Source organism: Paenibacillus campinasensis (assembly GCF_002272015.1).
GTDB classification, from domain to species: Bacteria; Bacillota; Bacilli; order Paenibacillales; family Paenibacillaceae; genus Paenibacillus_AQ; species Paenibacillus_AQ campinasensis.
Genome location: NZ_NPBY01000049.1, coordinates 104540 through 127205 on the forward strand (window position 1 = coordinate 104540; position 22666 = coordinate 127205).

Below are 22666 nucleotides of genomic sequence, written 5' to 3' on the forward strand. Positions count from 1 at the left end.
GCAAGATGACGGGCAACACGAGAGCATCGCTCTAAATTGAGGACAAGGGAGTGGAACCGATGAAGATAACGGATTTAATGATCCGCGAAACGATGATCATGGATTTGAAGGCGACATCCAAGGAAGCAGCGATCGATGAGCTGATCGCAAGCCTCACTGCTAGCGGCCGCATCAACGATCCGGTCTTGTTCAAGGAGATGATCTTAAAGCGGGAGGCCGAATCGAGCACGGGGATCGGGGGAGGCATTGCGATGCCGCATGCCAAAACAAAGGCCGTCAATGAGCCGACCGTGGTCTTCGCCAAAAGCAACCAAGGCGTAGATTTCGCAGCGCTTGACGGGGAGCCGGCGCATCTGTTCTTCATGATTGCTGCGCCTGAAGGCGCGGGCAATACCCATTTGCGTACGCTAGCTGCGCTGTCGAAACTGTTAATCGATGCCGAGTTTATCGGCCAGTTAATGGAGACCAGGACGCCTGATGAAGTTACAGCGCTGTTCGATAGCAAGCAGGCTGAAGCAGCAGCCAAGGCAGAACAAGCTAAGGCAGAAGAAGCCAAAGCCGAACAGGCCAAGGCGGAGAAGGCAACAGCTTCGCAGGCGAAGAAAGCCGAGAAGGAACACGCGGATATGAATGAGGGAAACGATTTGATCGTAGCGGTCACGGCGTGTCCGACCGGCATTGCCCATACGTTCATGGCTGAAGACGCTCTCATTAAGAAGGCTCAAGAGCTGGGCGTCAATATCCGTGTAGAAACCAATGGCTCTGAAGGGGCAGGAAATGTGCTGACAGAGGATGAAATTCGGCGCGCGAAAGGGGTTATCATCGCTGCAGACAAAAAGGTGGAAATGTCCAGGTTTGACGGAAAGCCTGTGCTGCAGAGGCCAGTCAGTGATGGCATCCGCAAACCGGAGGAGCTGATTCGCAAAGCGCTGGCAGGAGATGCCCCGATTTATCACAGTAGCGGCGGCGCGGACGCACAGGAGGATGGCGAGAAGAGCGGAATTGGAAGCAAAATATACAAGGATCTGATGAACGGAATCTCCCATATGCTTCCGTTTGTTGTTGGCGGAGGCATTCTGCTGGCTGTTTCATTCCTGTTGGAGCAGCTGGCGGGCGCTGACCATCCGCTTGTCCAGCTGCTCCAGACCATTGGCGGAGGCGAAGGGGCCTTTCATTTCCTGATCCCGGTACTGGCTGGATTCATTGCGATCAGCATCGGCGATCGTCCAGCTTTAATGCCTGGCATGGTCGGGGGATTGATCGCATTGAATTCGAGCTCGGGCTTCCTTGGCGGACTGGCAGCCGGATTCCTGGCGGGGTATGTCGTGATTCTGCTTCGCAAGTGGTTTACCGGCCTGCCGAGAGCGCTGGATGGACTGAAACCGATACTGCTGTACCCGGTGTTAGGGTTGCTCATCACCGGAACAATCATGTTCTACCTCTTCTCCCCGTTGTTCAGTTGGCTGAACCTGGGCATGGTAGACATCCTGAACAATCTGGGAACCGCCAATGCGGTTATCCTTGGCCTTGTGCTTGGAGGCATGATGTCTATTGACATGGGCGGCCCCTTTAACAAGGCGGCCTACACGTTCGCGATCGGGGTATTTGCCTCTAGCGGCAACACGAATGGAGCTATGATGGCCGCTGTTATGGCTGGAGGGATGGTGCCTCCGCTTGCGATTGCATTGGCAACAACCTTCTTCAAACCGAAGTTTACAGAGCAGGAACGCAAATCAGGCATAACAAACTATGTTATGGGATTATCCTTCATTACGGAAGGGGCGATTCCGTTTGCAGCAGCCGACCCGCTGCGAGTGCTCACTTCCTGTATTCTCGGCTCGGCGGTTGCTGGCGGATTGACCCAGCTGTGGAGCATTAATGTGCCGGCACCACACGGAGGCATATTTGTGGCCGCACTGGCTAATCATGCGATGCTCTTCCTGCTGGCCGTAGCGATTGGGGCTGTTATTTCAGCCATGCTGCTTGGCGTTTGGAAGAAAACGCTTGAATCGAAATCATAAAATCACTTCAGCGCAGGGTTACGAGATGGATGTAACCTGACCACCATCATCGATGGGGATCGAAACGATCCGGAATGAGGGCCAACCTTTTCCGGGTCGTTTTTTTATGTGTAAACGCTGCTGCATGAACAGTACAGAGGGAAGGTGTCCGTTATGTCTCTAATATTACTTTGACAGACATAGTTATATGCGTTATATTGTACCTGTGTTGTTAATAAGGGGGTTACAGCCTAATGGAGTCGTTACATAACAGTGATCTGGTTCGCGGGAACATCGACGCCTTTATTTTGCGGGTACTGCTGGATGCGGATAATTACGGCTATCAGATTATTAAAGAGCTTGGCATTCGCAGTGGCGGCAGATTTGAGCTCAAAGAGCCCACGCTATATTCGAGTCTACGCAGGCTGGAGCAGCAGGGGCTGATCCGATCCTATTGGGGCCAGGAGACGCAAGGCGGCCGCCGCAAATATTACACGCTTACCCCCGATGGCCGGGAGCGATTTAAGGTGAAATGGCAGGAATGGCAAGCTGCACGAGCCATTATTGATGTTCTCATTGGAGATGGAAAGGAGCTGGCATCAGGTGACGGACAGAAATGATCTGAATCTTTTTGTAGACCGATTATTTGCCAACAAGCGCAAGACGAAAGCTGTGATGGAGCTGAAACAGGAGATTCTCAGCAATCTGGAAGCGAAGGTCGCAGACTGTATGAGCAGCGGTATGGATTATCAGGAAGCCATCAGTCAGGCGATCCGGGATCTGGACGATATCGACAGCATTATTGACGACAAGCAGACGGTGTATATTCATCGTTATCGATATGATGTCATGCAGGGAGCGTTGCTGTATGTTTTCATCGCCTGGATTGTGACCATTCCCGCCAGGCTCACCCTCTCAGGCGTGATGGTGAACACACTGTTCATGGTGCTCGGGATAGCGGGCGGCGTGCTGCTGCTTACGATGCTGCAGAAAGGCTTTCCCAGCTCGGCTGAAATCGATCAGGTAGATACCGGCAAGATTGGGCGGATGATTCGAAGAGTGTGGATATTATGGGGGCTGTTTGCTATCGTGATAACCGGATACAGTCTTCTCATTAAGTTTGGCTCAGATCTATGGTTTGGGCGACAGGTAGGTTTTAGCGGGCCTTATGATTTCTATGAAACGATGCTGCAGCTTGTTCTTCCGCTGACAACGATCATTATTCCGCTGGCAACGCGAAAGGCGGGGCAGTATATCACGAAGTATGAGGTGAAGCAGTCATGAGACGTACAGGCGTATGGATTGTCGTGCTTCTGGTGGTCGGCATGATCGGGTTGGCCGTCATGGAAGGTTACGTGAAGCCCAAGCTTGATAGGCAGGCTAAGCAGTATGAAATGGACCAGAATGATCCCCTCACCCATCACATTGAGCCCACTTTGGCTTATGCCAGCCCATATATGGGGGATGCGGGGAATTTGATCAACTTGAACGCTTCTCTTCCGTTTCGGAATATAGGGCGGACGTTCCAGCTATATCCCGAAGTGTTGACGGCAGAAATCCGGTACCAGACTGCCGCTGGCGATACGGACCCGCATAAGCTGAAGGAAATTCTTCTATATAATGCAACGGCATAATGCAACGGCGAATTTCGTTATGATCGATAATCTCGAGAAGCTGAAGTTTGTGTTCGAGGATGAGACTGTGTTTGTGGCGGACAGGGAGCTGGTGGAATCCTGGTATGGAGAAGAAGGAAGTTTATCCGTGCTTCGGGATGCCGAGGTCTGGGAAGAGCAGATCCGCGACAGGCTGCGTGATGCGGATTATGTATGGAATTTTGCTGAACGGGTCCTGCATCTGGAAGAGTTTCAGGCGGCAAGCGGACAATAAGGCCTGTGTTTATTCGGCATAAGCTAATCATCCGTGCTTGACATCATAACGCAATAGAACCGGAGATGCACAGCTGGCTTTTGTTTGAACCCCATGTGCGCTCCGGTTTTTCGTTGGTTCATCGGACTTATCCCCGGCTGTCATTCAGCGTTGTTCCGCTGTGATGCCATGCAGGCTGTCGATCGTCCGTTCAATGGATATGCCGTCTTCCCCCTTCACATATTGATCGAAAAATGCCGCCGTCACTTCATTAACCGAATGGTGCAGCTGCCGGGGAGACGTGCTGTTCAGCGCAAGCAGCGGCGAGAACAGATAGAAATCGGTAAAGCTCATATGGTCGGCTTTGGCCAATACGATAGAATACGCTGAATCTCCGGAAGCAGCATGGTTGCGCCTGGAAGTCATCTCGGCCCAGAAGGCTTCGTATTCCTCGCGGCTGCTGCCGGACGCTTCGATGGCTTCATCCAAAGACTGGACAAAATTTTCGTAATCGATGCTTGTGTCCGCGTTCATCTGCATATAGGGTCTGTCAAAGCCTTCTTCCGGAATCGGCTGTCCGTACAGCGCGCCATCCATATTCAAGGAGGCTTTTATCCGGGGATCCTCCATCAGCATCTGTGCGGCAGTTGCTCCGCCGAAGGAGTGGCCAAACATGCCCACCTTGTCCATATCCATGCGGCCTGACAGGAAATGCTCCTCTTCCGCCGGGCTTACGCGCTCCAAATAATCAAGTACAAACTTGATGTCCTCAACCCACAGCCGGTTTTTGGCCTCATAAGCTTCAAAGCCCGACAGGTTATCCAGCTTCAACATGGCCGTATGATCCGGGAAGACGACGGCAGCAGCGTCATAAGGGTGATCGATGCCAACTACGATGTAGCCCCGGCTTGCCAGGTCCTCAACCTGAAACGTGTTCTGATTGCGAAAGCCAGTCAATCCATGGGAGAAAAGCAGCACAGGATAGCGCTCCTGATCTAGAGCGACTTCAGCTTCCCAGTAGGCATGGGTTTTCACATATCGCAACTGGCTCATCAGGAACGGAGGTATGGAGATCGCTTGCTCTAAGCCTTCCAATATAACGGGGAGATGCTCGATATAATCGGCCCTCTTGTCATGGGGACGCTCCTCGACGCTGGCAGGATACCAGATCTGAAGCGCCAGCCTTCGGTGGTCGGATGGATCCTCCGTATGGGGCTCATCTCTACGCTCGTCTACGAGAATCAAGGAGGTTGTCCCGACGCCGTGCGGTCCGCTTGGTGTGGCAAATGCGAACACCGGAAGCAGGGACGGAAGCGCCACAGAAACGCCGGTGTACATCACAAGCAGCAGCACCGTAACACAGGTCCGCAGCCAGCGGATGCCGAAGCGGGGTCCTGGGCGTGGTTGCCGGGAGCGCTTGTGCTTGCTTAGGATCAGATCAAGTGCTGACAGTCCCAGCAGTACGCTTGCCGCATACACGGGGATCATCTGCCAGCGGAAGCCCTCGGCCACCATCTGGATCATACTCAGCAGCGCCGTTATTCCGGCTGCCGCAGCGCGCAGCCTTAACGGATGCCTGCTTGGCCAGAGCGTGCAGATGATAAGCAGTCCGAGGTTAACGATAAGCAGTAAGATTTCGAAAGTACGCATATTGATCCTCCATATTTACATCATATCACGATCATATCAAGCCAACCTGTCCTCGGGTTGTAGTCAACCTTACATAAAACTTAAATTTGTGAAAACAGCAGCCTGAATTCGCGGAGTATCGTGTATATTGGGCTGATAGGAAGCAGCGGTCAGCCGTTAACTGTTGGGGAGGAAATCACTGTGGAATTTCAAGTAAAACGTCAGAAGAAGCATACGATACTTGTCGCCGATGACGAGACGGAAATCGTGGAGCTGCTCCGGCTGTTTCTGGAACGGGAGCACTACCGGGTACTGGAAGCCTATTCCGGCCGTGAGGCCTGGCATATCCTTTCGCAGGAGCATGTGGATTTGGCCCTGGTTGATATTATGATGCCGGAGCTGGATGGCTTTCAGCTCATTGCCCGCATCCGCGAGAAGCTCCGCCTTCCGGTCATTATCGTGTCAGCCAAGACGGGCGACGTGGATAAAGTTACCGGACTTGCGCTTGGAGCCGATGACTTTATTTCCAAGCCGTTCAGTCCGATTGAGGTGGTCGCCAGGATCAAGGCGCAGCTGCGGCGCTACTATGAGTTAAACGAGGGGAGGCCGCTTGTCCCCGGGGCCGATCAGCCTCCGCCTTCAAGGACGGTATGCGGTCCGCTAACGCTGGACCACCGTGCCTGTATGCTGTACAAGCGGGGGGAGGCCGTTCAGCTTGGACCGCTCGAGTACAAGCTGCTACAGCTGTTCATGGGCGCGCCCGGACGGATATTTACGAAGCGGCAAATCTATGAAGCTGTGTGGAATGAGCCTTATTTTGAGGACAGCAACACCGTGATGGTGCAGATCAGCAGGCTGAGGGACAAGCTGGAGGACAATGCCCGCGATCCGCGTTTTCTCGTTACGATCAAGGGTCTTGGCTATAAACTGGCGCTCCAGGGGGATGATTTCAGATGAAGGGCAGGAGTGTGCATACGAGCCTGATGATGAATTATATCCTGTTTTCCGTCATCCTGGGACTGATCGGATTTCTGGTGTATAACCATATGTACGGGGCGCGCGATGTCTACTTAAGCGAAACGCTGCCTATGGTGAAGGCGGATGAATTGATCCGCGACAACTGGGAGGACATCCCGTATGAGACGGTTCACCATTTCGGGGGCTATATCCAGATCCTTGATGATAACTTGAATTCGGTCTTTGTGCGAGGTGAAGGACAAGCCCGGACCAGCTACACGGAAAAAGAGCTGAACGCTCTGTTCTATGAAGGCGGCTCAGGTTATTATTCCGCGGCGCCTTTTATAACCGAAGAGGGCCGGGAATACCGGTTGCTCGTAGCTATCCCGAGCGGGGCTGTTGTGAAGGAAAGCCGGATGGTGAAGCCGAATGAAGAACAGACCAGGGTGTTCTCGGGTTTTATACTCCGCGGGCTGCTCTTATTTCTGCTGGCATTTCTCTTGAGCCTGTGGCTATACAGCCGCATGACAGCCAGACGAATTACGGCTCCTCTTGCTGCTATTTCCCAGCGGCTCGGGAAGATGTCTGAGGGGGAGGAAGGGGGCCGGCTTCATATGCCTGCGAACCGTGAGCTGATGGACATCCAGCGTAATTTCAACCGGATGGCGGACAAGCTGGAGCAAGCGGAGCAGATGAATCGAAAGCTTGCGGAGGATCGACGCCGGATGCTGATGGATATTGCCCATGATCTGAAAACGCCAATCACAACGATCCAGGGCTATGCCGAGGTGCTTCGCCTAGGCATCGAGGAGAATGAGCGTCAGCGCAGGAAATATGCCAGCCATATTTTTAACAAGGCGATTTACATTGCTGCCCTGGTCGATGACCTGTTTGCGTTAACGAAGTTCGAGAGCACCGAGCTTCCTTTTGAGCGGAAACCATTGGACTTTGCAGAGCTGTGCCGGACCACCGCAGCCGATCTGTACGACTCGTTCGAGCAGAAGGGGATTGAACTGGATATTTCCATACCGGAGCGGCCCGTGCGGCTTCATGGTCATGAAGGCTACATGAGAAGAGCGGTTGCCAACTTGCTGACCAATGCACTGAAATATAACCGCAGGGGAGGCAGGGTCTGGGTGGTGCTACGTGAACAGAATGGCGTTCATCTAACGGTGGGGGATAACGGACCAGGAATCCCTGAACATCTGGGCAGAGCGATTTTCGATCCGTTTGTGCGCGGAGATCAGGCCCGCAGAAGTGACGGGGGCAGCGGCCTTGGACTTTCCATCGTGAAAGCGGCGGTGGAGAAGCATGGTGGACAAGTTAGGCTGGATACAGAGACCGAAGGCACCGTGATTCATATTTCGCTGCCTGTTACAGATCCGCATGGCAAACAGGATGAACAGAAATATGGAAAAAAAGTATAATAGTGTAGGTTTTTGATAGGAATAGCGCAGTTCATCAAACAAGGCTCGTGTATTATAACAGGTAAATAAGAGAAGGAGGTGGAATCGAGAAAGCAGGAGGGCAAGGACAGCGATGTTCAAGCACATTCTCAAAAATCCATGGAAGAGGTGTGACTCATGACAAAATGGATGTCAATCCGAGTGAAAATGACGGCTTTGCTGGCCGCAGCTGCGCTGCTGATCAGCGTATCTGCAACCCAGCCGGTCCAGGCCCAGGGGGCCGCGTTTACCGAGCCGCTGAACGGGCCGAATCCCGGCATGTTCTACACATCGGACGGCTGGGGCAACGGCGTGGACTTCGGCGTTGGCTGGAAAGCGTCCAACCAGGAATTTTCCAATGGCATTATGGCTCTGCGTCTCGATAATGTAGGCTGCCCGTCCAACTGCTCGGGCAAACCCTATGCATCAGCCGAATATGCCACGACCCAGAAATATGGATACGGGCGGGTCGAAGCGCGGATTAAGGCCGCCAAAGGAGCCGGCCTTGTCACAAGCCTGTTTACTTATTCCGGAGCTGCTCCAGGTACCTCCAATGACGAAATCGACATCGAAATTTTGGGCAAAGACACCACGAAGATGGAAACCAACTATTTTACGAACGGGGTTGGTGGGCATAGCACCGTGATCGACCTGGGCTTTGATGCTTCGCTCGATTTCCATGACTATGCCTTTGAATGGTCGCCGACGTCAATCAAGTGGTATGTTGACGGCAGGCTGGTCCACACCGAAACCGGTTCGAGGGGCCCGCTGCCGACAAGTCCGGGGTATATTATGGTCAACCTGTGGTCTGGTGCGGGGCCGGCAGAAATATGGACGGGGAAATTCACCTATCCAGGTCATCCGATCCGCGCTTACTATGACTGGATTAAATTTACGCCTGCAAGCTAGCTGCTAGCTGGTCCTTCGTAAGCACATGAGAAGCTGACCCGATCGAGTCATTCGTTGACGAATGAACGGTCTTACTTGATATCGTCACACAGAAACAAGCTGTCTGAAGCCGAAAATGGCGGGGGACAGCTTGTTTCTGTTGGCGAAAAAACTAAGACTTTGCTCGTTTACAGTAACAAAGGTGAGGTGGTAGTATAATTAACATAAAAACGTATGTTTAAATGTTATAAAACACACAAAAGATGTGAGGTGTTAGTCATGACATTTGTGCTGCGCGAAGAAGCGATCCCCAAGGAAAAAGTAAGATTGGCTAGAAATTATCCGGTGCTAATCGCCGATACGATCGGTGTGACCAGCCTGTATCAGAAGCTCCATTGGCACAATGTACTGGAGATTAATTACATCAAGAGCGGCACCGGTTATTACGTCATCAACGGGAAGAAATTTGAGTTCGAGCAGGGGGATGTGCTGCTCATCAACTCCAATGATCTGCACTGTGCTTACGAATCCCAGGACCTTGTCATGCTGGTCATCTCATTTGACTCCACGTGGTTTATTCACAACCTCAGATTCGACCCCGAGCTGTTCAGCCCGTTTCGCGAAATGGGCAAGCATTTCTCCAATCTGATTCCCCGCGATCACCCGGCCATGGATAAACTCCGCCCTATTTTGCTGCAGATGCAGGCAGAGCATGAGCAAGAGCAGCGATCCTACACCACGATGGTACACTCGCTTCTGCTGCAATTTCTTGCCACGGTCAATCGGGAGTGCCGTTTTGAAGGCCAGGGCCGCAGTGAGCCGAGCATCAGTGAAAGGCAGCTGGAGAAGATGCGCCAGGTGATCATGATCATGGAGGAGAACTATGCCCATCCCTGGACGCTGGAGGAGCTCGCTGCCCTCGTTTACCTCAGCCCGTCCCGTTTCAGCGAAATCTTCAAGCGGGCCGTAGGCATGCCGCCGCTCCTGTATCTCATTCATATCCGACTTGAGCAGGCGATAAAGCTGCTGGAGGGAGGACAGATGAAGGTGACGGACGTCGCTTTGGAATGCGGATTCCGCACATTAACCAATTTTAATAGGCTCTTTAAAAAGCATGTTGGCATGACGCCAAAGGCTTCACAGAGACAGCAGTTGTAAAAACCAGTGGAATAGTGCTGGTTTTTACTCGTTTTAGCAGAGAAATGAGCTAAGGGCTGCACTACAATAATGACAAGTATTCTTAAAGATATATGTCAGATAAACTGACCTTAGATGTAGAAAGGGGGAGTAAAATGTCGTTGCCATCCGAAATCCAGCGCAACCCGGAACCTAATCGCAAGAAGGGGCCATGGACGAAATTGGCCAGACAGTGGGATCTCCAGCTTATGGTCATTCCTGCCATGCTTTTCATTTTTGTATTTAGCTACATTCCGATGTATGGGGTGTTGATGGCATTTCAGGACTATAGCCTGTTTCGGGGCTTTATGAACAGTCCTTGGGTCGGGTTCAAGCATTTTGTGATGTTTTTTGAGGCGCCCGAGTTTTGGACGATTATGCGGAACACGCTGGTGATCAGCATGCTTAAACTGTGCATCGGATTTCCCGCACCGATCCTGCTCGCGCTGATGCTGAACGAGATCGGAAGGCGAACGTTCAAAAGAGTGATTCAAACGATCAGTTATTTGCCCCACTTTTTGTCCTGGGTTATCGTATCCGGCATGATTATCTCCATTCTATCCACCGACAATGGCAGCCTGAATATTCTGCTGCAGAAGCTAAACCTCATCGACGAACCAATCAACTTCATGTCCGAGCCCAAATACTTCTGGGGCATTCTGACCGCGACCAATGTGTGGAAGGAGATCGGCTTCTCTTCCATCGTATACTTAGCGGCCATTGCTGGTATCAATCCGCAGCTGTATGAGGCGGCTTCCATGGACGGTGCGAGCCGGGTGAAGCAGATTACGGCGATTACGATCCCGTCGATTCTGCCGGTTGTGATCGTATTTCTGATCCTTGCCATCGGCAACCTGCTCAATGCCGGCTTTGAGGACATCTTGCTGCTGGCAGGCAATCCGGTGCTGCGGGATGTAAGCGATGTGCTGGATACTTACGTATACCGCATCGGCATACAGAACAGCAGGTATTCCTACGCAACGGCAGCGGGACTGTTCAAGGCGGTCATCAGCGTTATCCTGCTGACGTTAGCCAACTATTTGGCCAGAAAATCAGGGAATAGCCTATGGTAGGGGGAGGTATGCATCTTGAGACTATCCAGCGGTGATCGTTTGTTTATTGGCTCGATTTACGTGTTTCTGGTATTGCTTGCCTTTGTTGCATTTTACCCGTTCTGGAACGCGGCGGTGATCTCGTTTAATTCCGGCACAGACACGATGCAAGGCGGCGTTACGTTCTGGCCAAGGGAATTCACGCTTGAGAATTATAAAGTGGTATTTAAGGATGAGCGCCTGATCGACGGCTTCATCATCTCGATCTTCCGTACGATCGTTGGCACATTGCTATCGGTGATGGCGACAGCCATACTTGCCTACGGCATTTCCAAGCCTCAATTATCGGGGCGCAATGTGTATATGGTGCTGTGCATCATCACGATGTATTTTAGCGGAGGTCTGATTCCAAGCTACTTGCTCATTCGCGAACTGGGTCTGATGAACACCTTTTGGGTGATGGTTGTGCCCGGGATTATCAATGTATGGAACATGATCATATTCCGGACTTTTTTTCGAGGAATACCGGCAGGGCTGGAGGAATCGGCCCGAATCGACGGATCTTCCAACTGGGGCGTATTGTTTCGAATCGTACTGCCGCTCTCCGGTCCGGTCATTGCCACCTTATCGCTGTTCACGGCCGTGTACCACTGGAATGACTGGTTTGCACCGAGCATTTACATTTCCAATACAGATCTGCTCCCGATTCAGACGAAGCTTCAGCAGATCTTGAACGCCAACATCATGCTGGAGCAGATGCAGAATGTGGATGCGGCAGCCCAAGGCAGAATGAGTGCCATGAGAGCAGTAACGACGAAGTCGCTGTCCATGGCTACGATGATGGTCGCCACCATCCCGATTTTGCTCGTATACCCGTTTGTGCAGAAGTATTTTGTGAAGGGTGTGCTGATCGGCTCTCTTAAGGAATAGCGAAGGCGGGTCTTGATTCAAGGGTTTGAAGCGTCAGCTTTGACCATAGATGAACAGAATAGAAGGGAGATCAAGCGATGAAAAGAGGGAAGCGCGCATTACTATCCATATGGTCAGTCACACTGGTTATGGTCATGATTCTAGCGGGGTGTTCGGGGTCAAAAGAAGGCAGCTCCACCGGCGAAGAGACAAGCGAGCCAACAGGCACGCCGGAAAGCGGAGAGTTTGTGCTGGGCGAGCAGCCTCTGGAATTTTCCTTCTACGGTCACTATGACTGGTATACCATGCCTGAATGGGGCGGCGACCTGGCCACCAAGTGGATTCAAGAGAACAAAAAGGTGAACGTGGTGCCAATCAGCTCAGGCGGAAACGCCAAAAACAAGCTGAACACGATGATTGTGTCCGGCGAGCTGCCGGATGTGATCTGGATGGAGAGAGGTGCGGATGTGGAGAAGCTTCGTGCGGAGGGCATGCTTGTTCCGTTCGATGATTATCTAGACAAATATCCGAATTTGAAAAAATGGGCCGGTGATTCAACCATCGACATGCTTCGTTCTCCGGACGGCAAGCTGTATCAGTTCCCGAACTGGTATACGACGCAGCCTAACGGCAACGCCGGTTATCTCGTGAACAAGAAAATCTACAATGAGCTGGGTGCTCCGCCGCTCGAAACACCGGAAGATCTGTATGAATATTTGAAGCTGGTGAAGGCGAACTACCCGGATGTGGTGCCGCTTGAGGTCGGTCAATCCGCGGCAGGTGTGGACATTATGGTATCGGCTTTTGCGGAGAACCGTCCGTACTTGTTCAACAGCATGATCGCTGTTCCGCAAGGAGATCAGCTGGTCTCTCTGTTTACCGATCCTGTCTATCGCGAGCTGCTTCAATATATGAGCCGCATGTACCGCGAGCGGCTGATGTCACAGGATACGTTCACCCAGAAGATCGAGCAGGTGGAGCAGAAGATCATTACGGGCAAAGTGGCTGTTTACGTCGCCTCCAGCCCGACAGAGTTCGGGTCGAAAGGAAACAGCATCCTGTCAGCCGAAGATCCGGATGCCGGTTACATCATGATCTGGCCGGTTCATAAGGAGGGGCTCGACCGGAACAAAATTTTCCCGGGGGATTACAAGCAGCTCGGCTGGAACGTCAGTGTTATTACAAAGTCGGCGAAAGATCCGGAAGCGGTCTTTGCATTCCTGGATTGGTTCACAGGACCGGAGGGTCAGCGTGTCATTATGTGGGGACCTGAAGGGTTGTACTGGGACGGAACGGATGAAGAGGATATGCCACTGTTCACCGACAAATTTGTCAACGACCCGCAGGGGCGCGATGAGCTGATGAACTCGACCGTGAACTTCCAGTGGAACGGTAACACGGTATACGTTGACAATTCCAAGATGAAGTTCGAGTCTACTCTATCGCCGGAACAGCGGAATTTCGAGACGTACTGGCAGTCCGAGATTACATGGAAGACCCAGATGAATACAACCGAATTCGTCAACCTGGATCCGGCTGGCGACAGCGAGGAAGGGATCATCGCTCAACGCGTATTCGAAATATACGAGAAAGCGAGAGCGACGGCAATCAGCATGACAGCGTCCGATGAAGAAGTTATCGCTATCCTGGACAAAGCGGAAGAGGATGCGCAGAAGGCAGGCTACAGCAAACTGCTGGAGTATAAAACGGCAAGATGGAAAGAAAACCTCGAGAAGATGAAATAGAATAAATCGACTTGGCAGGAGGCCGCGGCCCGGGCAGATGCTGGAGGACAGCGCAGGGTTCAGCTTGGGGCGCGGCTTTCATAGCCAGGCAACACATAGGAGAGATTAACCATGAATTATTATCTGGGGGTAGATGGCGGCGGCAGCAAGACTATCGCTGTTGTCGCGGATGAAACCGGACGCATAAGAGGGAGGGGAAGCAGCGGCTGTGGCAATCATCAGCTCGGTGCGGCGCTTGCGGAGCGCAGCATTAGACACGCTGTTGATGAAGCGCTTGCACAAGCGGGACTTGTGCATCGAGATATTACTTTCGCATCATTTGGGCTGGCCGGGGCAGACCGCGAGGCGGATTATGTTGTGTTAAGACCGATGATCGGGGGGCTGGGCTTTGCCGATTATCATATTGTGTGTGATACCGTGATCGCCATGAGAGCGGGGACGAGGCAGACGGATGGGGTTGTACTGATCTGCGGGAGCGGCACCAACAGCTATGGGGTCAATGCAGCTGGTCAGGAAATTCAAATCGGAGGCTTCGGGTATGCATACGGAGATTTTGGCGGGGGATATGATCTGGCGGTTGAAGTGTTCCGGACGGTCATCCGGGCATGGGAAGGCCGCGAAGAGCCCACGTTATTGACTGCGCCTACGTTAAAGGCATTGGGGTTCGCGAATGTGGAGGAGATGTTTCACCGCTCGCTGGATGAAGGAAGAAGAATTCCCCATCATTTGGCCAAGCTGTTGTTTGACGCTGCCCCCCGGGATCCGGCGGCGAGAAGGATTCTGGAGAGACAGGGCGTGGAACTGGGAACGGTGGCTTGTGCTGTTATCCGAAAGCTCGGAATGGAGAACGATGCTTTTGACGTGGTGCTTGCAGGCAGCGTCCTTACGAGAGGACAAGGGGACTATGTCGTTTCGCATATTGAACGTCTTGTGTCCCGGACAGCTCCGCAGAGCCGGCTTCGAATTCTCGACCTGGAGCCGGCTGCCGGGGCGATCTTACTGGGAATGGACTTGCATATGGGCCCGCCAGACACGGCGGTGTACAATCAGCTGTATGCAGAGCTTGCGATAAAGGAGATGGACACAGAATGGGCGCTGGATTAAAAATTGCTGTCATTGGCGGAGGATCGTCGTATACGCCGGAGCTGATCGAAGGCTTCATTCGTCATTACGATTCGTTTCCTGTAACCGATATTGTACTGGCGGATATTCCGGAGGGGCGCGGCAAGCTGGAGATTGTCGGTGGACTCGCCCAGCGGATGGTAGAGAGAAGCGGGCTGCCTATACGTCTTCAGCTGACGCTCGACCGGAGAGAGGCGCTCAAGGATGCGGATTATGTATCCACCCAAATGCGAGTCGGCTTGTTGGAGGCCCGGGGCTGGGACGAATCAATTCCGCTGAAATACGGGATGCTCGGTCAGGAGACGACCGGGGCCGGCGGCATGATGAAGGCGCTGCGGACGATTCCTGTTCTCCTCGACATATGCAAAGACATGGAAGAGCTGTGCCCGGAAGCGTGGCTGCTTAATTTTACCAACCCGGCCGGCATGGTGACGGAAGCGATACTGAAACATACCCGCATTCGTTCGATCGGGCTGTGCAATTCACCGATCGCGGCATACAAGTGGCTGTCTTCGCTATATGATCTTCCTGCTGAGCGTTTCTACTGTGAATTTGTCGGTTTGAACCATCTGCACTGGATCAGCCGGATCGAGGTGGACGGCGAGTCGAAGCTGGAGGAACTGCTGGAGGCCGGGGGCAGCTACTCCGCCAGCAATGTGCCGCAGCTGGCCTGGAATGATACGCTTATCCGCACACTGGGCGCGATCCCGTCCTATTATTTGAAATATTACTATTTGCATCGGGAAATGCTGGCAGAGCAGCAGGCGTTGGCAGCACGTGGCGAAACAAGGGCACAGATCGTCAAGCGGCTGGAAGATGAGCTGTTCGATATCTATAAGCAGCCGGAGCTTGCCGAGAAGCCGAAGCAGCTCGAGCAGCGCGGCGGGGCCTATTACTCCGAGGCGGCTGTCAACCTCATGAAGGCGATCCATACCGACAGCGGGGAGATCCAGACGCTGAATGTTCGCAATAACGGCACAATCGGCTTCCTCCCGGATGATGCGAGCATCGAGGTGAACTGTATCGTACGAAAAGAAGGTATTGTTCCGGTGCCTATTACACGGATTCCGGACGGCGTGTCCGGCCTCATTCAAGCTGTAAAAACGTACGAAAGCCTGGCGATCGAGGCGGCCGTGACGGGCAGCAGGGAGCTTGCGCTGCTGTCACTATCCGCTCACCCGCTGGTGGATTCCGTCAGCGTGGCGGAGACGATGCTGGATGAAATGCTGGAGACCAACCGCCGTTATTTGCCGCATTTTTTCAAAAGCTGAAGATCGCAAATCCTAAAAAAACAGCGGCCCTGTTTAGGACAGGGAACCGCTGTTTTTGGCATTCGCTGCTAATCCTTGATCAGCAAATAGATGAAATAAGGGGCTCCGAGGCAGGCCACGACGAGCCCGACAGGGACCTCTGCGTTGGCCATCAGCATCTTACCGATCATGTCAGCGCCCAGCAGGAGCAGCGCGCCGAGGAGTGCGGAGACCGGAAGGTAGCTTTGATGCCGCGGGCCTACCAGCTTACGGGCCAAATGCGGTGCAATAAGCCCGAGGAACGTAATGCCGCCGCCAACAGATACGCAGGCGCCAGCCAGCGCTACGGCGATAAACAGCAGCACCCGGCGCTCGCGTTCCACGCGGATGCCGAGTCCGGCCGCGGCCTGATCTCCGAGCTGCATCGCGTTCAGATAGCGCGATTTATACAGCACCCACGGGATGAGCAGCACGATCCATGGCAGCACGGCGCCCACATACGGCCAGCTTGTTCCCCAGATGCTTCCGGATAGCCATATGGTGGCTTTCATGAAATCATTCGGGTCCATCATGAGCTGGAAGACGATAATGAATGCGCCGAAGCCTGCATTCACCCCGATGCCGGACAGGATGAGCCGCACGGGCGTGACGCCATCCTTCCAGGCGACGGTATAAATGAGCAGTGCTGCGGCAAAAGCGCCGAGCAAGGCGGCAAACGGCATCATATAGATCGACAGCCATCCGGAGCCAAGGGCTCCGCCCTGGAAATAAAAAATGTACAGAACGACCGACAAGCCGGCTCCGGCGTTGATGCCAAGGATGCCGGGGTCTGCGAGCGGATTGCGGGAGACGCTTTGCAAGATCGCACCGGAAATGGCGATTCCGGCGCCGATCAGCAGGGCGATCACCATCCGGGGCAGCCGGAAATGAATCAGCACCGTCCGGTTCTGGTCTGAACCGCTGCCGGTGATGACCTGCAGCACTTCAGCCGGGCTGATGCGAATGGTGCCCAGGTTCAGACTGATTATAAATACGATTGCAATGGCAATCGCGGTAATGACCGAGACGAAGACAACTTTTCTGCCGGTGTGAAGCATTACAGCTCCCTCCCTTCTCGTCTTGCCAGATACAGGAAGAAAGGAACGCCGATAATCGCGGTGACAGCCCCTACCGGAGTCTCAAACGGAGGATTGACCATCCGTGCCGCGATGTCTGCCAGCACAAGCAACAGCCCGCCGGCCACAGCAGAGCATGGAATGATCAGCCGGTAGTCTGGCCCTACGATAAACCGGACGATGTGCGGAATGACAAGCCCGACAAATCCGATGGAGCCGCCTACGGATACAGCGGCGCCGGTAAGCAGCAGCACGACAAGCGTGCCGAGCAGCCTGACGATGTTCGTGCGCTGCCCCAGCCCGGTGGCGATATCCTCGCCAAGGCTCATGACGGTGACCGACTTGCTAACCGCTATGGACAGGACCAATCCGATGACAACGACCGGAAGGAGCAGTTGAATATGTACCCACTGCACCCCCGCTACGCCGCCGGCGTACCAGAAGCTGATGTCCTTGGCTACATTAAAGCGAAGGGCCAAACCGGATGATACCGAGCTCAGCAGCGCCGTGACTGCCGAGCCGGCGAGTGCCAATTTGACGGGGGTAAGCCCTCTTTTGGACAACGCGCCGATCATAAATACCAGGCCAGCTCCAAGCCCTGCGCCGAAAAAAGCGAGCAGCATTATGACCAAGCTGGATGCGGCCGGCATGAAGGCATAGCCGAGCGTCATCAGAAATGCTGCGCCTGCCGTTACTCCCATAATGGAAGGGGAGGCGAGCGGATTGCGCGTCATTCCCTGCATGACCGCTCCCGACACGGCAAGGCTTGCGCCGATCAGCGCAGCGGCAAGCGCTCTTGGAATACGCAGCCGGTGAATAATCTGATGTGCGGTGGAGCTCGGATCAAATTGGGTTAATCCTTCCCAGACGGTCCGAAGATTGATGTTGGACGAACCATAAAGGATGGATAGAGCTGTTGCGATAACGAGCAAGACGAGACCGAGTACCAGGAAAGCCACCGCGGTTTTGGGCCTGGATTTAGCCTGCTTGCCTGCATGTTTGTGAGATTGTTGTGCCTGCATGTTCAACCTTACCTTTTGTCACATATTTATGGATTTTTAAAATCTGCACTTGCAATTGATAATGAATTTCATTATCATTTTTCTATCAACATTATATCACTTTATGCGAGCGAAGCTAGAGTGATTTGTGAAAATATACATAGGAGGAATTATACATGATTCGCAGCAAAAATAGGAGTGCAAAAATGATTTGGTTGGCCGGCTTGCTGGCGGCCTTGATGTTGCTCGCGGCTTGCGGCAACGATAGCCAAGCTGGAAATGAGACTGATCCGGCGCAGGGGGCTGATGAGCAGGTTGCCCAGGAAGAGAACTCGGGCGCAAGCGAAACCGGCGGCGAGGACACTGGCGAAGCCAAGACCGAGCGCACGCTGACCGACGCCATGGGCAATGAGGTGACGATTCCGGCGGAGCCGAAGCGGGTCATCGCTTCTTACCTTGAAGATAGTCTGGTCGCTCTCGGCATTACCCCGGTTGCCCAGTGGTCGGTTATGGACGGGACAAGCATTCAGCAATACTTGCAGGACGCGCTGCAGGGAATACCGACGATCGCGCATGATTTGCCGTTTGAAGCGGTAGCGAGCTTCCAGCCGGATCTTCTGATCATGGACTCCGCTGCTATGGTCGAAGGCGGCAAGTACAGCCAATATGCAAGAATCGCACCGACTTATGTCATTGGCACAGAGCTGAACAATGACTGGCGTGAAGAGCTGCTGACGATCGGGGAGATTTTCGGCGAGAAGGAGAAGGCGGAGCAAGTGCTCCGGGACTATGATCAAAAGGCTGCCGAAGCGAAGGAGAGCGTGAAAGATGCGATCGGGTCGGAAACGGCAGCTGCGATTTGGCTCGTAAACAACAGCTTTTTTGTCGTCAATGAGAATTTGTCCAGCGGAGCGGTATTATACGGTGATCTCGGGATTACCGTGCCGAACGTGGTGAAGGAAGTTTCGCAAAGCGGTGATAACAACTGGCTGTCGATTTCGCTGGAGAAGCTGGCGGAGCTTGACGCGGATCACCTGTTCCTGATCAACAGCGACAAATCGAGCGGCTCACAGATGCTGCAGGATCCGCTGTGGGCGAACATTCCTGCGGTGAAAAACGGCCATGTGTATGAGTATGAAGTCGGCAGTGCCTGGATGTACACCGGCGCGGTTGCCAACAGCCAGATCATCGATGATGTTCTGGAAAGTCTGGTGAAGTAAACAAGGCTGCTGTAACGTTCGAGCGCGGTGTTTAGGAGAGGATTTGGAATTGGGGTCCTATGCACGGAGGTCTGCTCGGATGTACAAAAAACACGAGCTCGGGAGGGGGATTTACCTTCCCGTCGCTCGTGTTTTGTTATTTTGCGGTACTCTGGCTACTGATGCTGTCTATCAATATTCGTCATCGCGGCAATGCTCTTCAGCCGCAGATGTGAACTCCTCCTCATTGTCAGAGGCGAGCTTGTCGCCATATTGATCCAGTCGTTCTGGACTGCTGGATGGGCCGTCATTTTTTGGCTTATTGTTTCTTCCTGTCAACCATGCCACCTCCATACTGAATGTATCATTACAGGATCGGGAACACGGGTTCCTTCACGTTAACGGTTATGTTGTTCCTGTTTTGACCGGGAAATATACATTGGGCTGACGATCACTTCGCTGTTCGAGAAGGGGGCCTTGTTCGCCGAAAAGCTGGCATGGTATCATTATGTGATTTAGAGGCTATATATTATGCCTATCAGAGCCTGCGCTCAGGATAGATTGCAACAAGGGGAGAGGTTGACAATGAAGCTGGTATCATGGAATGTTAACGGTCTGCGAGCCTGTGTCAAGAAAGGGTTCACCGATTATTTTCAGCAGGCCGATGCGGATATATTTTGTGTTCAGGAAACGAAGCTGCAAGAGGGGCAAATCGAGCTGGAGCTTGGGCCAGAGTACCGTCAATACTGGAATTATGCAGAGAAGAAAGGCTACTCGGGCACGGCGGTGTTCACCCGGATTGAGCCGCTGTCCGTCCGTTACGGAATCGAGGAGGACAGCGAGCCGGAGGGGCGGGTCATTACGCTTGAATTTGAAAGCTTCTATCTGGTTAACGTATACACACCGAATGCCAAGCGGGATTTAAGCAGGCTACCGTATCGTCTGGAGTGGGAGGATCGGTTCCGCAGCTATCTGCTTGCCTTGGATGTGATCAAGCCGGTCATCGTGTGTGGAGATCTGAATGTCGCCCACCAAGAGATCGATCTGAAGAATGCAAAATCCAATCTTGGCAATTCAGGATTCACGCTTGAGGAGCGCGGAAAGATGACCGATCTGCTGGCCAGCGGCTTTCTCGACACGTTCCGCCATTTCTATCCGGATCGCACGGATGTGTACAGCTGGTGGTCGTTTATGCCCAAGGTCAGGGAGCGGAACATCGGCTGGCGCATCGACTATTTCCTGGCCTCGGCTAAGCTGGCGGATCAGCTGGTCGACGCCGACATCGACTGTCATATCATGGGCAGCGATCATTGCCCGGTGACCTTAACGGTACGCTTGTAGCACAACGAACATGTTCTATGAACTGGAACAGCTGGCCGACGGTGCAACTGCAAGTGTGAATCTTCGCCGTATGCCTTTTTTGCCCCCGCCCAGCATGATGGGAATCGGGGGCTTTATTTATTGAGTGGAAACATTTACCTGGAGACGGGGAAAGAATATTAATATTTGTTACGGGCAACATAATTTTGGAACCTGTCCCCTAGGCTTTTCAATCCACATCAAATCGAAAGGAGTCCAACTCAAATGAAGAAAATGGTAGCTTCATTCCTGGCTGTGTTAAGCCTTGCGTTGATTCTTGTTGTTCCTGCCTTTGCGCAAAATCACACCACGAATCAGAATGATATGAACACCAACAACATGAACACCAACACGGTGAACACGAACAACATGAATGCCAACAGATACAACGCTAATGCAACGGCTGGCAATAACAACAGAACTGACTGGGGCTGGCTGGGATTGCTCGGTCTTGCAGGCCTTATCGGTCTTAGAGGCCGTAATCCGGAACGTCAATAATCCAGCAGCTGTACAGACACAAAGGCTTTGTGAACTGCATTAGCTAAAGCGGTGCTGTGAAGAGTGAAAATCCTGCTTATCCAAGCGGGATTTTTTTATTGTCTTTGTAGATTTTGCGGTTAAAAGGTTTTCACCCGGAAAAAAAAAGTTACAATAGAAAGGAGTCAATCAGGACCTAACGATAAATGGGAAACGATATGAACCGTAAAGAGAGGAAATGAACGATGATTATTAAACCTAGAACACGCGGATTTATTTGTACAACTTCTCATCCTGTGGGCTGTGCTGCCCAGGTTCAACAACAGATCGATTATGTGCTTAGCAAGCCGGCAATACAGGGCCCGCGCAATGTGCTTGTCATCGGGGCTTCGACAGGTTATGGATTGTCTGCCCGAATTGCAGCAGCCTTCGGCGCTCGGGCGAATACGGTAGGGGTGTACCGTCCTAGCCAGGGCAGTGAGAAACGTACGGCATCGGCAGGCTGGTACAACTCGGCGGCGTTTGAAAAGGCTGCGGCAGAAGCTGGACTGAAATCGTTCAGTGTGACAGGAGATGCATTCTCAGCCGAGACAAAAGCAAAAACGATAGAGCTGATCCGCCAGGAGCTGGGTCAGGTGGATCTCGTTGTATACAGCGTTGCATCCGCGCGGCGGACGCTTCCTGAAACCGGAGAGACGGTCAACTCCGTACTGAAGCCGATCGGCGAGCCTTACACGAACAAAACGGTCAACTTCCATACAGGTGAAGTGACCGAGGTGACGATTGAGCCGGCAACAGAAGAAGAAGTGAAGCATACGGTGGACGTTATGGGCGGTGAAGACTGGGATTTGTGGATGGAGGCCTTGTCCGAGGCAGGCGCACTGGCAGATCAGGCGGTAACCATCGCGTTCTCTTATATCGGCTCGGAAATTACACGGGCGATCTATCGTGACGGTTCCATTGGCCAGGCGAAGGATCATCTGGAGGATACGGCGCTGAAGCTGAGCGACAAGTTGTCGCCGATTGGCGGACGCGCTTATGTGGCCGTCAGCAAAGCGCTGGTGACCCAGTCCAGCTCGGCAATTCCTGTGGTGCCGCTGTATGTGTCGGCGCTTTACAAGGTGATGAAGGAGAAAGGCATCCATGAAGGAACGATCGAACAGATCCACCGTCTGTTCGCAGATAAGCTGTATAGCGGCGGCGAGGTTCCGGTGGACGAGAAGGGACGCATCCGCATTGACGACTGGGAACTGCGTGAGGATGTGCAGCAGGAGGTTGCCGATCTGTGGAGCCGGGTAACGAGCGACAATATCGAGCAGCTGACAGACCTGGAAGGCTACCGCCGCGAGTTTTTCCAGCTGTTCGGATTTGAGACCGACGGTGTGGATTATGATGCAGACGTTGATCCGGCCGTAGATAATCCGCATGCAATCTAATAGGTGAGCCATAACGAGGACCCGATTTCAGAATCGGGTC

At 53.1% G+C, this 22666-nt stretch carries 22 protein-coding genes; 18 read left to right on the top strand and 4 right to left on the bottom strand.

All coding sequences use genetic code 11. From position 1 onward, the window contains the following. Positions 1-59: 59 nt before the first annotated feature. The 5 genes from CHH67_RS17030 (at position 60) to CHH67_RS26805 (ending at position 3887) form a co-directional block, all read left to right on the top strand. Entirely contained in the window at positions 60-2021 is a 1962-nt protein-coding gene (locus tag CHH67_RS17030; protein WP_095266399.1) for a PTS fructose transporter subunit IIABC, read from the top strand. Between the two features lie 233 nt (positions 2022-2254). Further along, entirely contained in the window at positions 2255-2620 is a 366-nt protein-coding gene (locus CHH67_RS17035; protein ID WP_095266400.1) for a PadR family transcriptional regulator, read from the top strand. Further along, positions 2604-3284: a permease prefix domain 1-containing protein gene (locus CHH67_RS17040; protein WP_095266401.1), complete on the top strand. Its 681-nt coding sequence runs from the start codon at positions 2604-2606 to the stop codon at positions 3282-3284. Before CHH67_RS17035 ends, CHH67_RS17040 begins: the two co-directional genes overlap by 17 nt. Continuing rightward, positions 3281-3634 (top strand): DUF4825 domain-containing protein, encoded by a 354-nt coding sequence (locus tag CHH67_RS26800; RefSeq protein ID WP_244908228.1) that lies wholly within the window; start codon positions 3281-3283, stop codon positions 3632-3634. Before CHH67_RS17040 ends, CHH67_RS26800 begins: the two co-directional genes overlap by 4 nt. Then, a complete protein-coding gene (locus tag CHH67_RS26805; RefSeq protein WP_244908229.1) occupies positions 3621-3887 on the top strand; it encodes a hypothetical protein in 267 nt (88 codons plus the stop codon). The genes CHH67_RS26800 and CHH67_RS26805 overlap by 14 nt, the downstream gene beginning before the upstream one ends. A 144-nt stretch (positions 3888-4031) precedes the next feature. Here CHH67_RS26805 and CHH67_RS17050 read toward each other — a convergent pair whose 3' ends face one another. Continuing rightward, the gene (locus CHH67_RS17050; protein ID WP_095266402.1) at positions 4032-5516 is read right to left on the bottom strand and encodes an alpha/beta hydrolase family protein; all 1485 of its coding nucleotides are present in this window, start codon (positions 5514-5516) and stop codon (positions 4032-4034) included. A gap of 180 nt (positions 5517-5696) precedes the next feature. Here CHH67_RS17050 and CHH67_RS17055 point away from each other — a divergent pair, with 180 nt between their 5' ends. The 9 genes from CHH67_RS17055 (at position 5697) to CHH67_RS17095 (ending at position 16060) form a co-directional block, all read left to right on the top strand. Continuing rightward, entirely contained in the window at positions 5697-6452 is a 756-nt protein-coding gene (locus CHH67_RS17055; RefSeq protein ID WP_095266403.1) for a response regulator transcription factor, read from the top strand. 26 nt (positions 6453-6478) lie between these two features. Next, positions 6479-7879, top strand: a complete 1401-nt coding sequence (locus CHH67_RS17060) for a HAMP domain-containing sensor histidine kinase (RefSeq protein ID WP_244908230.1) — start codon at positions 6479-6481, stop codon at positions 7877-7879. A 156-nt stretch (positions 7880-8035) separates the two neighbouring features. Then, positions 8036-8806, top strand: coding sequence for a beta-glucanase (bglS, locus tag CHH67_RS17065; RefSeq protein ID WP_095266405.1), 771 nt, complete (start codon positions 8036-8038; stop codon positions 8804-8806). Between the two features lie 258 nt (positions 8807-9064). Continuing rightward, positions 9065-9943: an AraC family transcriptional regulator gene (locus tag CHH67_RS17070; protein WP_095266406.1), complete on the top strand. Its 879-nt coding sequence runs from the start codon at positions 9065-9067 to the stop codon at positions 9941-9943. A 134-nt stretch (positions 9944-10077) separates the two neighbouring features. Then, entirely contained in the window at positions 10078-11034 is a 957-nt protein-coding gene (locus tag CHH67_RS17075; RefSeq protein WP_095266407.1) for an ABC transporter permease, read from the top strand. A 12-nt stretch (positions 11035-11046) separates the two neighbouring features. After that, positions 11047-11943: a carbohydrate ABC transporter permease gene (locus CHH67_RS17080; RefSeq protein WP_095266408.1), complete on the top strand. Its 897-nt coding sequence runs from the start codon at positions 11047-11049 to the stop codon at positions 11941-11943. A 77-nt stretch (positions 11944-12020) separates the two neighbouring features. Continuing rightward, the gene (locus CHH67_RS17085; protein WP_179292150.1) at positions 12021-13667 is read left to right on the top strand and encodes an extracellular solute-binding protein; all 1647 of its coding nucleotides are present in this window, start codon (positions 12021-12023) and stop codon (positions 13665-13667) included. 111 nt (positions 13668-13778) lie between these two features. After that, entirely contained in the window at positions 13779-14771 is a 993-nt protein-coding gene (locus CHH67_RS17090; RefSeq protein WP_095266409.1) for an N-acetylglucosamine kinase, read from the top strand. After that, the gene (locus CHH67_RS17095; RefSeq protein WP_095266410.1) at positions 14756-16060 is read left to right on the top strand and encodes a 6-phospho-beta-glucosidase; all 1305 of its coding nucleotides are present in this window, start codon (positions 14756-14758) and stop codon (positions 16058-16060) included. Before CHH67_RS17090 ends, CHH67_RS17095 begins: the two co-directional genes overlap by 16 nt. A 68-nt stretch (positions 16061-16128) precedes the next feature. Here the strand turns inward: CHH67_RS17095 and CHH67_RS17100 are convergent, their stop codons facing one another. Together CHH67_RS17100 and CHH67_RS17105 are read right to left on the bottom strand one after the other, a co-directional pair. Next, complete coding sequence (locus tag CHH67_RS17100; RefSeq protein ID WP_095266411.1) at positions 16129-17136, bottom strand: FecCD family ABC transporter permease; 1008 nt, start codon at positions 17134-17136, stop codon at positions 16129-16131. After that, positions 17136-18176: a FecCD family ABC transporter permease gene (locus CHH67_RS17105; protein WP_095266412.1), complete on the bottom strand. Its 1041-nt coding sequence runs from the start codon at positions 18174-18176 to the stop codon at positions 17136-17138. The genes CHH67_RS17100 and CHH67_RS17105 overlap by 1 nt, the downstream gene beginning before the upstream one ends. 185 nt (positions 18177-18361) lie before the next feature. Between CHH67_RS17105 and CHH67_RS17110 the strand changes: the two genes are divergently transcribed. Further along, entirely contained in the window at positions 18362-19375 is a 1014-nt protein-coding gene (locus tag CHH67_RS17110; protein WP_244908231.1) for an iron-hydroxamate ABC transporter substrate-binding protein, read from the top strand. Between the two features lie 171 nt (positions 19376-19546). On the opposite strand, the gene CHH67_RS26240 is transcribed toward CHH67_RS17110, so the two are convergent. Further along, complete coding sequence (locus CHH67_RS26240) at positions 19547-19693, bottom strand: hypothetical protein (protein WP_176475611.1); 147 nt, start codon at positions 19691-19693, stop codon at positions 19547-19549. Between the two features lie 246 nt (positions 19694-19939). On the opposite strand from CHH67_RS26240, the gene CHH67_RS17115 reads away from it, so the two are divergent. The 3 genes from CHH67_RS17115 (at position 19940) to fabV (ending at position 22626) form a co-directional block, all read left to right on the top strand. Beyond that, entirely contained in the window at positions 19940-20695 is a 756-nt protein-coding gene (locus tag CHH67_RS17115; protein ID WP_095266414.1) for an exodeoxyribonuclease III, read from the top strand. Between the two features lie 243 nt (positions 20696-20938). Beyond that, on the top strand, positions 20939-21211 hold the full coding sequence (locus tag CHH67_RS17120; protein ID WP_095266415.1) for a WGxxGxxG family protein: 273 nt from the start codon (positions 20939-20941) through the stop codon (positions 21209-21211). A 224-nt stretch (positions 21212-21435) separates the two neighbouring features. Next, entirely contained in the window at positions 21436-22626 is a 1191-nt protein-coding gene (gene fabV, locus CHH67_RS17125; protein WP_095266416.1) for an enoyl-ACP reductase FabV, read from the top strand. Positions 22627-22666: the final 40 nt, after the last annotated feature.